This is a genomic window from Methylobacterium sp. E-025, assembly GCF_022829705.1.
Lineage (GTDB): Bacteria > Pseudomonadota > Alphaproteobacteria > Rhizobiales > Beijerinckiaceae > Methylobacterium.
Window position 1 is genome coordinate 1 of sequence record NZ_JAKSYR010000044.1, and the last position, 12,111, is coordinate 12,111.

The 12,111-nt window shown below is 64.3% G+C and carries 11 protein-coding genes, 1 tRNA gene and 2 pseudogenes; 9 read left to right on the plus strand and 5 right to left on the minus strand.

Annotation, left to right across the window (positions count from 1 at the left end; translation table 11 throughout):
- Window positions 1-330 precede the first annotated feature (330 nt).
- The 4 genes from MKK64_RS03625 (at window position 331) to MKK64_RS03640 (ending at window position 2,283) form a co-directional block, all read left to right on the plus strand.
- Entirely contained in the window at window positions 331-558 is a 228-nt protein-coding gene (locus MKK64_RS03625) for a hypothetical protein (RefSeq protein ID WP_243932280.1), read from the plus strand.
- A 342-nt stretch (window positions 559-900) separates the two neighbouring features.
- On the plus strand, window positions 901-1,239 hold the full coding sequence (locus MKK64_RS03630; protein ID WP_243932281.1) for a hypothetical protein: 339 nt from the start codon (window positions 901-903) through the stop codon (window positions 1,237-1,239).
- A 137-nt stretch (window positions 1,240-1,376) separates the two neighbouring features.
- Window positions 1,377-1,736, plus strand: coding sequence for a hypothetical protein (locus MKK64_RS03635; RefSeq protein WP_243932282.1), 360 nt, complete (start codon window positions 1,377-1,379; stop codon window positions 1,734-1,736).
- Between the two features lie 370 nt (window positions 1,737-2,106).
- Window positions 2,107-2,283, plus strand: coding sequence for a hypothetical protein (locus tag MKK64_RS03640; protein ID WP_243932283.1), 177 nt, complete (start codon window positions 2,107-2,109; stop codon window positions 2,281-2,283).
- A 477-nt stretch (window positions 2,284-2,760) separates the two neighbouring features.
- Here MKK64_RS03640 and MKK64_RS03645 read toward each other — a convergent pair whose 3' ends face one another.
- The 3 genes from MKK64_RS03645 to MKK64_RS03655 form a co-directional block, all read right to left on the minus strand.
- A complete protein-coding gene (locus tag MKK64_RS03645; RefSeq protein ID WP_243932284.1) occupies window positions 2,761-3,300 on the minus strand; it encodes a hypothetical protein in 540 nt (179 codons plus the stop codon).
- Window positions 3,300-3,788, minus strand: a complete 489-nt coding sequence (locus MKK64_RS03650) for a hypothetical protein (RefSeq protein WP_243932285.1) — start codon at window positions 3,786-3,788, stop codon at window positions 3,300-3,302. The genes MKK64_RS03645 and MKK64_RS03650 overlap by 1 nt, the downstream gene beginning before the upstream one ends.
- A gap of 523 nt (window positions 3,789-4,311) precedes the next feature.
- Window positions 4,312-4,578: a helix-turn-helix transcriptional regulator gene (locus MKK64_RS03655; protein ID WP_279593018.1), complete on the minus strand. Its 267-nt coding sequence runs from the start codon at window positions 4,576-4,578 to the stop codon at window positions 4,312-4,314.
- A gap of 686 nt (window positions 4,579-5,264) precedes the next feature.
- Here MKK64_RS03655 and MKK64_RS03660 point away from each other — a divergent pair.
- Window positions 5,265-6,239, plus strand: coding sequence for a site-specific integrase (locus MKK64_RS03660; protein WP_243932287.1), 975 nt, complete (start codon window positions 5,265-5,267; stop codon window positions 6,237-6,239).
- A 30-nt stretch (window positions 6,240-6,269) separates the two neighbouring features.
- On the opposite strand, the gene MKK64_RS03665 is transcribed toward MKK64_RS03660, so the two are convergent.
- Window positions 6,270-6,345 (minus strand) — tRNA-Ile (locus tag MKK64_RS03665).
- 806 nt (window positions 6,346-7,151) lie between these two features.
- On the opposite strand from MKK64_RS03665, the pseudogene MKK64_RS28385 reads away from it, so the two are divergent.
- Window positions 7,152-7,562 (plus strand): annotated as a pseudogene (locus tag MKK64_RS28385) (matrixin family metalloprotease); the annotation flags it as partial.
- Window positions 7,563-7,604: 42 nt separating this feature from the next.
- Window positions 7,605-8,366, plus strand: a pseudogene (locus MKK64_RS28390) (hypothetical protein); the annotation flags it as partial.
- Window positions 8,367-8,713: 347 nt separating this feature from the next.
- Here MKK64_RS28390 and MKK64_RS03680 read toward each other — a convergent pair.
- Window positions 8,714-10,183, minus strand: a complete 1,470-nt coding sequence (locus MKK64_RS03680; RefSeq protein ID WP_147727823.1) for an MDR family MFS transporter — start codon at window positions 10,181-10,183, stop codon at window positions 8,714-8,716.
- Window positions 10,184-10,305: 122 nt separating this feature from the next.
- Between MKK64_RS03680 and MKK64_RS03685 the strand changes: the two genes are divergently transcribed.
- Complete coding sequence (locus MKK64_RS03685; RefSeq protein WP_243932288.1) at window positions 10,306-10,464, plus strand: hypothetical protein; 159 nt, start codon at window positions 10,306-10,308, stop codon at window positions 10,462-10,464.
- 372 nt (window positions 10,465-10,836) lie between these two features.
- On the plus strand, window positions 10,837-12,111 hold a 1,275-nt coding region (locus MKK64_RS03690; RefSeq protein ID WP_243932289.1), incomplete at its 3' end, for a methyl-accepting chemotaxis protein.

Here is a 12,111-nt window from a genome sequence, read left to right on the forward strand (position 1 = left end):
CCCTGTGAGATCAGCACATCCGCCTGCCGCAGCTTAGCAACAATCTCCTCGGGCTTCGGGTGCTTTGCCATCTTGTCCGTCCTCCAGGCTCAAAAGCCATACCAAAGAGCGGACCACTTCAAAGGGAGCTGACCACACGCGCTTGTGACAGCCAATGGCCAAGCTGTGTGCTACCTTAGCGCGGCTCCTGACCTGGGGGCATTAGATCCAAGCCCAACCTCGGCGCGCTCTTAACCGAGTGCGATTTTTCTTTGAAATTCAGTATAAAAGACGCGTGCTCTGAAGCTTGGCTTCTGGCAATGCAGTGGGACGGCGCAACGGACGGGTTTGATGGCGGGCGAGGACAGGATTGGCTTCGATGGGCTGGACAAGCCGCCGATGCCCCCACGCTACCGAGCTATCCTCATTGGAAAGAGCGGTGAAGTCCTCGGGATGGCTCGCTTGAACGTAGACGACGATCCGACCGCGATCGTTGAAGCTAAAGCCCTAGTGAATGGACACGCCGTCGAGTTATGGGACGGTGTGCGCTTCATAGACCATTTTCCAACTCCTGACTGACCTTCTCAATATCTAGGCCGGCAACGTGTGGATGCTGCGCGTCCGTAGGTTGTCGTCGAGTGCTCGCAGCATGGTCCGAAATTCCGTATCGCGTGGCTGGCAGGTGTAGGGGTCGGTCATCATGCCTGCCGCCTCGCGCGGATCATCCAGGCATCACGGTCCGCACGCGCCACGGCCAACTCCATCTGCAATTCCTTGAGCGAAGAACGTCTACCAAAGACCGCCCAGCGGCGTTGAACGGCGAGCATCCGAGCAGGCTTCGGATTTCTACTCTGGTGTTGCCGCGCGGGTCTCGCCGATCGAGCTACAACCGTCTAAGCCCGTGATCCACGGGAGACTTCTATGTACCGATCGATTGCCGCTGTCCTTGCCATTTCAATCAGTCTGGCTGCGTGCCAAAGTGCAGCGCCCGGTCCCCACCAGACTGCCGTTTTTCAAGAAGACATCGCGCGCCTCAAGGCCGAGCGCGATGCCGGACGCATCTCATATACCGAGTGGGCAGAGCGCACGGGTGCAGCGGTGCGAGCGAACGTTACGCTAAGCCCAGATCAGGAAGCGGCAGTCGCCTACCGGACGCAGCTGGCTCGCCGCGTGGATGCGGGCGAGATGACGCCGCGACAATTCGAACGTGAGAGCGCTCGTACCCTGCAACGTGTGAAGTCGGGCAAGCAGGGCGCTTAACGGTCGCAAACCGAATTGACGAGCTTCTTGTTGCTTATAGTGCTTCTGCAGCCGTTTAGGCTGGTCTCTGTCGCCTTTGTGGATAGTGCTCCTGCTAAAATAGCGTGCTGGTGACAGGACCAATACCTGATAGGGTCATGGACGCTCAGATCGAACGCTGCGCGCTCACAAGGAGTAACCCTTTGCTGAAGACCATGTTTCTAGCGCTGAGCCTGCTCATTGCAGGGCTATCTCTCGCACCTGCTCCCGCTTCCGCCGCGCAGATTGGTATCGCCGCCATCCCTGAGACGGCACCGGCAGTCGAGCCTGTACAGTTTGGCTATGGCTATGGACGCGGCGGTTACGGCCGTGGTGGTTACGGTCGGGGCTACCGTGGTGGCTACGGTTATGGTGGACGTGGCTACGGCGGACCGCGCTTCGGCCGGGGCTATGGCGGTTATGGCCGCGGCTACGGCAGGGGCCGCGGCTACCGCTACGGCCGTCGAAGCTTCTACTGACCGATCCAAGCGCTCCGCTGAAATGCGGAGCGCCCCTCATGATCTCGGTCAACCAGCTATCCAAACTAACGCCAGCACGCACATCAGAAAGGCCGCGGAGGTAGCGAGCACGGCCGTGACCTCGCGGTGATCGAGGAGGGCGATGCGGACGGTGGCGATCATGGCAGCAGGCTGGATGAGTGGTGGGGCCGATCACCATAATTGCCGAAGCTTGTCTATTCGGTGTCTCGAAAGCGGTACTTTTGGTGAAACCCGAACCTGTCGCTCCACGGCAACATTATCGACCCGCGACACGCTGCCCAGCCATATGCTTTAACGGAACGGTTCACCACCGCCGCGCTTGTTCTCTCGATGGGTTCGGAGGGGCGCGATGAAGGTGTTTCAGGTCAGGCAGCGTGCAACCGGTGCCATCCTTTGGACCGGCTCGGCAATGAATGAGATCGCAGCCCTTGACGCGATGGCGCATGAGGCGGGGTACTATGATCACTCAGACATCCCGGAGACAGTCAGCGGCGGTGGCTTGGCTGTCGAGGTGGTGAAGGTCTGAAGCCTTCTCTGTAATCGCTCGGCCGACTTGGATCTCTACTACCATCAGCCTGCAGGCGCTGTCGTACTGATAGGGAGCATCCCGACTATGACCGACCCGAAGCGCACCGAGACCGATCCCACTGAAACGCCGCCCGGCGAGCGATCCTACGGAGATCTTCCGTCAAGCGGCAGGTCACAGGGTTCTCTGTCGACCGGTGCTACAGAGCCGAGCGATATTGGGGCGCCGCGGAATGACGAAGGATCCACTGGGCACGAGGCATTCGATAAGGCACGAGCGGAAACACAGCAGCGGGAATAAACTTTCTGCAAGCGTCGGGTGACCAGCCGTGGGGCAGTCTATCAGCCACTCCGCAGCATTAGTCCTAACCGTGGTTCCGCTTCCGCTCACCACGCATCACCCCCTGTCAGAGTTGCTACCAACTCGGCCTGCAACTCCTCCACACGGGCGTGCATCCCACCTACAGCCACGATGTTGCTAGGCATGATCGGCAGTGAGATCACCTAGCTCATCCTTGAGGCAAGCATGGATACGCCGAAGCCAAAGCTGGGCCTCCGCTTCACCTGCCTTCGCCGTCTCAGCCTGCTGCTCCGCGAGTTTGGCCCTTGCCTCCGATAGGCGAGCAAGTTCGTCGGCCTGATTGGCTCGCAGAGTGGCTACTGCTGCGGTCGCCTCGGCAGCCTCCGCACGCCGTTCGGCATCCTCGGCCTGCTTGACGCTCCGTTGGATGATCGACTGCGAGTGACGCGACACTTCCTGAGCAAAATCACGTGCCTGGCGAACACGGGCTCCAACATCTCGGATCAGGTCAATCGCTGCAGGCCAATCGACCGCATTAGGTTCGCCTCGGGCCTCCTGTGGGACAGGTACACCAGGCTCGGTGAAGAGCGGTACGATCTTGTCGTCCAGCGACGCCTCGGCGGCCCATTTGGTGCTGGGGCGCCAAGCGTCGTTGGGTTCAGGATCGTGCCCGTCCGGGCGTGCATCGACGGCACGGGGCTGAGCAGCAGCCGACATCAAGCCCCTCCCTTAGCACCTGGTTCAACACCGAACTCCCTCGCAACCGTATCGTAGACACGGGATAGCCACTCCTCCGCAATCCGTGCTCGCTCCTCGGCGGCTTTCACCTTTTCGTCGGCGGCCTTGAGCAAGACATCAGCACGACTCTGGACATCGGCGGTGCGTGCCTCAGCAGCACGGACCCGCTCGGCAGCGTTTCGAATATCTTCCCGCGCGTAATCCAGCAGTTCCCGTACGCGCAGCTCCTGTTCCTGCGCCTGTGCCTCGACCTCGCGGGCATGATTGGCTGCATGACGAACGCGTTCGATCAGCGCGGACCAGTCACGGGCCGAGGAGCGCGGTGCTGAGGATAACGGCTCATCCAGGTTGCCGGCGGGCTCAACGAGCCGCACCACCTTGCTCTGATGCGTCACAGAGACCGGATCGTCCGCGGGAACATCCAGAGAAGACAAGCCCTGCCAGAGGTATTTTTTGGCCTGGTCCATGAAGCTGCTCTCTGCGGCTGGCGAGGCCTTATTAGATCAAAGGCCATCAATTAACGTTCTGTTCGGGTTAGTTACCATTCTCATTGCGGATAGGGAGTCATCTTTCGCTAAGGCTGCTGGAAAGGGCGATGGTGTTTCCAAGAGGGCACAGTCGGCGATTGTGCCCCTCCGAGATCGCCTCGCTCGATTTATGTTGTTTTATAATCCCCTTGATTGAGTTTACGACTTTCCGCATCAATCGCCTCCATGTGGCATCGTATTCCTTGCAAAATTGCGATGGGAGATCGTACTCTCTAAAGCTTCAAAGGATGTGTGCAACTCGCCAACAGCCGAGGGGGGATCAGCAAATGCTGCGCGTGCTGTTGTCTGACAGCTAATGAATGACTGTCGTAGGGATGCGCCAAAAGCGGTCCCCAGGGCTGCCATGAGCCGAAGGGCGAGCGTATCAACCGTCAGATTTGAACCGAGTGATGGATCATGAGGTTCGCGGAAGTTTAGCTAACGACCTTAGATCAGAAATCACTTATCGCCGCTTTTCGCCATGCTTTTGTAGAGCAGGATCAACTCCCACCAGCCGAACGCCCAGACCATTGCCCTTTGAAAGGTCTGTCGTCACACCAGCTTCACCCAAGGCACGCTCGATCGCCTCAAGTGTCGCGTGGTGAGGATCGCGTGCGCCGCGCTCGAAATCCACGAGGGTACGCAGGCCGATCCTCGCGGCAGTAGCCAACTGCTCACGGCTCCAATCCAGCAAGGCGCGCGCCGCGCGACACTGAGCAGGAGTGATCATAGCAGCGAACAGGTCGCACTTTTCATGCGCATAATAGTTGACATATATCGCGCAATACCGCACTATTGATGTGCACCTAACCACTTTTATGTGGACATGCAACGCCGATCATCAGGCCAGTCCGTTTTCAAGTTCGCCTACGGATCAAAATTGCCGGACGAAGGACCCATCTAAATGTCCCGCCACGCTCCTCAGGTCACACATGCAGACATCGCTCGCGCGATACGTGCGGGCCAGGACAACCATGATGGGTAGGGCGCTACACATCTCCGACGCATCGGAGATTACCGACGAGACGCCGCTGCGGCTCGATGTGGCCGCGGCACTCGCCTACCCGGGCGGCGGCATGACCGCTTCCGGCCTGCGCACGGAAAAGGCTCGCGGGCGGCTAGCCGTCGAACGCGTCGCTGGCCGCGATTGGACGACCCTCGGCGCCATCGCGAGAATGAGAGAGCTATGCCGCGTCAACGCAAACCCGCCCGACTCTGGCTACGACCTGAGCGAGGCGGAGCGGCAAGGTCGCGTCACGAGCGGCCTGGCTCATCCTCGACGGAGGCAAGCAGTACCCCACAGGATGCTTTGAGGGCGATCTTGCAGCAGCCGAACGCGCTCTCGCAGAGCACAACATCGCCAAGCATGCCCCGTCGCGGTCGCTTCGGGACCTCGAAGCAATCCCGGTCGCGGACGTGCTGATCTTGTACCTTGAGGCGCGACGACGCGTGATCGAAGCGTCCGACCCGATCGGCTATCGCCGGCTGAAGGGACGGATCGGCCGGCTGAACGACTTCTTCGGTGGCAAACGCCTGTCCGATATCAAAGGGCCACTGTGCCGCGATCATGTCGTTGCCAGGAAACGGACCGGCGGCGCCCGGCGCGACCTAGAAGACCTTCGAGCGGCCATCGGGCATCACCGGACCGAAGGCTTGCATCGTGGGATCGTCAAAGTCCCGTTGCCAGAGAAAGGGGAGGGGAGAGACCGCTTCCTAACGAGAGAGGAGGCGGCTCGCCTGCTTTGGGTGTGCTGGCGCTACCGCGAGACGCAAACCGTCCATCGGGGCTCGAACCGCGGCCAGGCAGTTCAGACCGACAAGCGCCCGCTTCGGCACCTCGCGCGGTTTATCCTGCTCGGCCTCTATACCGGCACACGTGCCGGAGCGCTTGCTGCTGCTTCGTTCCACCGCGGTAAGGGCAGGGCCTATGTCGATCTCGATAAGGGGCTGTTTTACCGGCGAGCCGAGGGCAATCGCGTTACGAAGAAGAGGCAGCCCGTCGTGAAGCTGCCATCGCACCTCGTAGCGCACTTGCGCCGCTGGGCGGTGACGCCGCGCCGCGATGGAACGATGCCCGAGTTCGCAGTCGAGTGGAACGGCAAGCCCGTTGCGTCGGTCAAGACGGCCTTCGCATCGGCGGTCCGCCTCGCCGGCCTTGAGGAAGCTGCTTCACCGCATGTCCTCCGGCACACCGCGGCGACTTGGCTGATGCAGCGCGGTGTCAGCATCTGGGAGGCGTCCGGCTTCCTCGGCATGACGCCTGACGTGTTGATCAACGTCTACGGTCACCACCACCCGGACTTCCAATCCGGCGCCGCGGGAGCCTTCAAAAACAGGAGCAAGAAGAGCGTTTCGTTGGGTAAATCGTTGGGTGACCGCCCCGGGGCATAAAACGATGCCTGCTTAAACCGTTGTGATGATTGGTGGGCCCGGCAGGACTCGAACCTGCAACCAGACCGTTATGAGCGGTCGGCTCTAACCATTGAGCTACAGGCCCAAGCCGTTATCCCAGCTTGCCTTTTAGGCATCTGAGCCGCCGCCGCCCAACGTGGGGCGGCAGGGCGGCGACGGAAACCCTGCTCTTGCCTACCGCGAGCCGGTGCCGGCGACAAGCGGGGTGGGGGCTCGGACGACCGTGCTGTCGCTCCGATTGATCCGATCGCGTCTCGGCTCGCATGGCGACCAGGATGCTGGCGTGCGGGACAGGACCGGCGATCCGGAGCCTGTCATCCTCGCGTCTCCAATCGTGATCCTTCCTGTTGCGAGGCGCGCGGATGGTAGTTGCCTGTGCGCTAGCGGATATGCCGTTATTGCTTAGCACGCTAAATCAGCCAGGCGAGATCACGCGGCACTTCCGAAGAATAACCAATTTTTAGATCGGCGATTCTCGATATGCGTCCGGCCACCTCGAAAATCGCACATTACAGGCTTGTATGTAAAAAAACCATTCAATTTATATACGACGTCTATAATTACCATATTTGATCGGTCAGATCAAGAATTGCCCAATTGCATGTTCATGTCTTCGAGCCAAGCCTGCGCACCAGCGCCTGCCCGAGTGCGGATCGATTGCCGCAGTCAGCACGCCGGCTAATAAATGCATTCTTCTCGGCTTCAATCGCCGGCGGTCGATTTTTTCTTTCGGAATGCGCCGTTCCGGTAGATGCCACATTTACGTCCGAAAAGGCATTCTTGTCCCGCCACGGTGAACCCTGGGGTCCAAGCATGGTCGACTACGTTCTGGAGGGCCCGCGCTGGGGCACCGGCAATGCAGGATCAAGCGGCGGCCTCGTCACCTGGGCGATGTCGGGGTCTGTTCCCGCGAGCTTCGTCCCCGTCATCGCAGCCGCTTTCGCCGACTGGACGGCGCACGCCAACATCGCATTCCAGCAGGTGTCGACGACCGCCGGCGCCGACATCGCGTTCGCCAACAGCTCGATCGATGGCGCAAGCAACACGCTGGCGGTCACGAGTTACGGTTATTCAGGAGCGCAGTTCCAATCCGCGACGGTCACCTTCGATAGCGACGAGGACTGGCATGCCTCGGCCAATCGCGTGATCAGTACGGATCACGCAGATCTGTTCCTCGTCGCACTGCATGAGATCGGCCATGCCATCGGCCTCGGTCATTACAACGCCACGCCCGCCGTCATGAACGCGGTTCTGAACCCGAGCGTGACGGATCTCGTCGCGTCCGACATCCATGGAGGCCAGGCGCTTTACGGCCCGCCTGGATCGACCGGCACGCAGGTCTCGCTTGTCGACGACGCCTTCTACCGAAGCCACTACCCCGACGTGGCCGCCGCCGGCATGGATTCGACGTCGCACTACAACCAGTACGGTTGGCACGAAGGACGCGATCCCAACGCGGCATTCTCGACCGTAGGCTACTTGGCGGCCAATTCGGACGTGCGCGCCGCCGGCTACAATCCGCTGGCTCACTACGACACCAACGGGTGGCACGAGGGACGCGACCCCTCCGCGGGTTTCGACAACGAACTCTATCTCGCCCACAATCCCGACGTCCGTGCCGCAGGGACCGACCCTCTCACCGACTACCTGCAGCACGGGCGGGCCGAAGGGCGGCAGGCCTATGCCGCGGTCGGCCGTGCCGCGGATCTTGCAACGCATCCTGGCTTCGACGCCGAATACTACCTCTTAGCAAACGCCGACGTGGCGCGCGCCGCGATGGCTGCCGGCGGAGACAGCTTCGCCTTCGCCTACAACCATTACGAGACGAACGGCTGGCACGAGGGACGCAATCCCAACGCCGTGTTCGATGTCGCCGGATACCTCGCCGCCTATGGCGACGTTCGCGGATCCGGGATGGACCCGCTCGCGCATTACGAGACCTATGGGTGGCGCGAGGGACGCGACCCGTCGGCGACCTTCGACGCCCACGCCTACGAGGCGCATTATGCGGATGTCGCCGCAGCCCACATCGACCCGATGCTGCACTTCCTCCAGTACGGCGGTGTCGAAGGTCGAACCGCTTTCTCCGACGGGCACTTCGGATAATTTCGATCTGGCGAGCGCATCGCGCGGCTGGTCGCGGTCTGCGGTACCGGGTTCGGCCTCGGCGGACCCGGCACCTGGACGCGATCGTCGAGGTCGCCGGGCCCGCAGGTTCGGCGCGGAAAGGTCGCCAGCCCCAGCCGTCGCCCGGTCCGCCTCGAGCACGCTGCTAAGCCTGCCCGAGGCGCATCGGCTCTTCAGGCTCGATTGATCCGTGGGGGATGCAATCGTAGGGGATGCTCTGCCCCATCGCCGCCGGCGGTTCGGCGCGCCGGCTCCTGACGAAGCCGCTCGCAGCGACCGCGCCTTCGGACGCGAGGCTGCCGAGCACCGAGCGTAGCTGCCGAATGCTACTCCGCGACGGCCGGCGCCGCCTCCGCGATCGCCACGCGCGGCACGAGCAAGGATGCCGACAGCGTCAGCAGCGCGACGGCGAAGACCGTCCAGAAGGTGCCGTGCAGGGCGTGCTGCAGGCTGAGGCGGGCCGCCTCGCCGGCTGCGCCGAGACTCGCCGGGTCGTCGAGCAGGCGGCGCAGCTGGTCGGGATCCACCCCGGTCCCGCCGTCCGGATGGATCAGGCGATAGTTCAGCACGGCGCCGAGCGCGGTGGCGCCGAGCGTCGAGCCGAGGTTGCGCGCGAAGATGTTCGAGGCGGTGGCCGCCCCCCGCTGCCCCCAGGCGACGCTGTCCTGGATGATCACGATCGCCGCCGTCGACAGGAAGCCCATGCCGAGGCCCATCACGATCGACCCCGCCGCCGCCACGACCGGCGAGGTTTCTGGGCCCAAGGCCACGAAGGCCGTCGCGCCGATCGGCAGCAGGGCGGCGCCGAGCAGCAGGACCGGTCGCAGGCCGAAGCGGACGAAGCTGCGCGCCGCCGTCGTCGCGCCGATCGGCCAGCCGAGCACCATGAGGGTCAGGGTGAACCCGGCGACGAGCGGCGATTGCCGGAGCACGCCCTGCACGTACATCGGGAGAAAGGCGGTGAGCCCGATGATCGCCATGCCCGAGAGCAGCGTCGCGGCGTTGGCGGTGAGGATCGGGCGCTGCCCCCACAGCGAGAAATCCAGCATGGGGTCGGCGGCCCGCCGCTCCTGCAGCACGAACAGCGCGATCGCCGCCAGGAAGGTCAGGCCGGCGGCGACGGCGAGGGCCGGCGCGGCCGACGTCTCGGTCAGGGCGATCATCAGCGCCGCGATCGCCACCGTGAAGAGGGCCGCCCCGATCACGTCGATCCGGCGCGGCTTGCGCTCCACCTCCTCGCGCAGGAACAGCAGGAACAGGACGGCCGCGAGGACGCCGACCGGCAGGTTGATCCAGAAGATCCACGGCCAGCTCAGATGCCCGACGATCAGCCCGCCCGCGAGCGGCCCGGCCACCGACGAGACGCCCCAGACGCTCGCGAGGTAGCCCTGGACCCGTCCGCGCTCGCGGGCCGCGTAGAGGTCGCCGACCACGGTCATGCTCACGGGCTGGATCGCGCCGGCCCCGACGCCCTGCACGAGCCGGAACAGGATCAGCGAAGGCATCGACCAGGCGATGCCGCACAGCAGCGAGCCGACGAGGAACACCGCGATGCCGAACAGCAGCACCGGGCGCCGGCCGTAGAGATCGGACAGCTTACCGAACACCACGGTGGTCGCGGTCTGCGTCAGCAGGAAGGAGGCGAACACCCAGGCGTAGAGATGGAGGTCGCCGAGCTGGCCCGCGATCTGCGGCATCGCCGTCGAGACGATCGTCGCCTCGATCGCGATCATGAACATCGCCGCCATCACCGCGGCGAGGACCAGCGGGCGGCGCGTCGTCGGTGCGTTCAGCATGCGCCGGCTTTAGGGCTCCTGCGCCGCCGGCGCCAGAGGACGGCGATCTGCTGGCCCGCGCCCGCGCCGGCAAAACTTTCTCGATCGCGCGACGTAGGGGGTGGGCGGAAGGACATCCGCCCATGCTGGCCTCAAGCCTGATCTGCCTCGTCGCCGGGACCGGCCTGGTCGCGGCGTCCCTGCTGATGCCCGCCTATCGCCTGCGACTGGAGGTCATCGGCGCGGGGCTGTTCATCGCCGGCCTCTGCCTGCTCGGCGCCGAGCTTCCCCTGTTGCGTTGAGGCCGGTTCCCAATCGCGGGTCGTGTCCCGCCGCCCTGCGGCTCGGTCGTCATGCCCCTCGGGTGCGGGACGGGTTTCCCATCGCCGCCCGGGCGGCACCGTCTCCACGGCATCTCGGGGGCGTCCGCCCCAGCGCCACGCATCGGTCCGGGCGCCGCGATCCGCGCATGGCGGCCGGCGAGATCCGCCGCGCGGCCGGCTTCGAGAGGCACGCCGGAATCGGGCCGGATCTGATGAGCGGATGCACGATCCCTATCGGCGTCGTCGACCGATGAACCCCGCACGCACTTGATTCGAATGCCAACTCGGCCGACTGCGCCGGCAAGGGGACCGCAGGGCGCCGCCCACAGGTCTGCGCAGGAACGCTCGAACATGCCGAACACGTTTGGCCTCAACCGCACCCTCGGCGGCGCGATCGGCGCCATCGCGCTCGTGTCGGTCCTCGGCAGCGGCACGGTCCTGTTCACGCTGGACCGCCTGAACGAGGCGACCGAGGCCCGTCGCAAGGTGACGCTCGTGGCGCGCGGCCTCGACGCCTTTCGCGGCGCCATGCTCAACCAGGAAACCGGGCTGCGCGGGTACCTCATCACCGGACGCGACAGCAGCCTCGAGCCCTATCGGGCCGGCCGCCCGGCGCTCGATGAGACCATCGATCGGCTTCGGGCGCTGACGAGCGGCGAGGCCGAGACGTCGCGCCTGCTGGCCGATGCCGTCGCCGCCGCCCGCACCTGGCAGGCCGAGATCGGCGAGCCGGCCGTGCGCATGGCCGCCGACCCGGCGCGACGGCCCGAGGCGGCGCGCGTCGAGGCCGAAGGCAATGGCAAGCAGCTGTTCGACACCCTGCGCGAAAAGCTCGCCGTCATCGAGACCAAGCAGGACGATGCCCGGAACGCGCTGAACGATCGCGTCGCGGAGGCGCAGCGGACCGCGTTCCTGACCCTGTGGGGCGCGGCCCTGATCACGCTCCTGATCTGCATCGGGATCGGGATCGCCATCAACCGCGTGATCGTCCGGCCGCTCGGGCGGGTGATGACCTTCGTCGAGCAGGTCGGTCAGGGCGACCTGTCCGGGACGCTCGGGGACGGCGGCCACAACGAGATCGGTCGCCTCGGGCGTACGCTGAACGGGATGGTCTCTGGGCTTGCGGACTTGGCCCGGACGAACCGTGCGGCGACGTCGGACCTGAACGCGGCGGCGGCCGAGATCCGCGCCTCGGCTCAGGAGCAGGCGGCCTCGGTGGAGGAGCAGTTCGCGGCGGTGCAGGAGACGGCGGCGACGGTGGATGAGATCACCCATTCGGGCGCGCAGATCACGAAGCGGGCCGGCGAGGTGATCGCCACCGCCCAGGCCACGGCCCAGACCTCGCGCCAGGGCCTGCGCGCGGTGGCCGACACGGCGCGGGCGATGGACGCGATCCGCGAGCAGGCGGAGGCGGTGGCCGGCAACATCGTGACGCTGTCGGAGAAGACCCAGACGATCGGCGACATCATCGAGACGGTCAACGATATCTCGGAGCGCACGCACCTGCTGGCGCTCAACGCCGCGATCGAGGCGGCGGCGGCCGGGGAGAGCGGGCGCAGCTTTGCGGTGGTGGCCTCGGAGATGAAGCTTCTGGCCGACCAGGCCAAGGCGGCCACCCTGCAGGTG

Bases quoted from the DNA above. Each gene is read 5' to 3' on its own strand.
- MKK64_RS03625 (WP_243932280.1), top strand. From the start codon at position 331: ATGGCGGGCGAGGACAGGATTGGCTTCGATGGGCTGGACAAGCCGCCG.
- MKK64_RS03630 (WP_243932281.1), top strand. From the start codon at position 901: ATGTACCGATCGATTGCCGCTGTCCTTGCCATTTCAATCAGTCTGGCT.
- MKK64_RS03635 (WP_243932282.1), top strand. From the start codon at position 1,377: ATGGACGCTCAGATCGAACGCTGCGCGCTCACAAGGAGTAACCCTTTG.
- MKK64_RS03640 (WP_243932283.1), top strand. From the start codon at position 2,107: ATGAAGGTGTTTCAGGTCAGGCAGCGTGCAACCGGTGCCATCCTTTGG.
- MKK64_RS03645 (WP_243932284.1), bottom strand. From the start codon at position 3,300: ATGTCGGCTGCTGCTCAGCCCCGTGCCGTCGATGCACGCCCGGACGGG.
- MKK64_RS03650 (WP_243932285.1), bottom strand. From the start codon at position 3,788: ATGGACCAGGCCAAAAAATACCTCTGGCAGGGCTTGTCTTCTCTGGAT.
- MKK64_RS03655 (WP_279593018.1), bottom strand. From the start codon at position 4,578: ATGATCACTCCTGCTCAGTGTCGCGCGGCGCGCGCCTTGCTGGATTGG.
- MKK64_RS03680 (WP_147727823.1), bottom strand. From the start codon at position 10,183: ATGCTGAACGCACCGACGACGCGCCGCCCGCTGGTCCTCGCCGCGGTG.
- MKK64_RS03685 (WP_243932288.1), top strand. From the start codon at position 10,306: ATGCTGGCCTCAAGCCTGATCTGCCTCGTCGCCGGGACCGGCCTGGTC.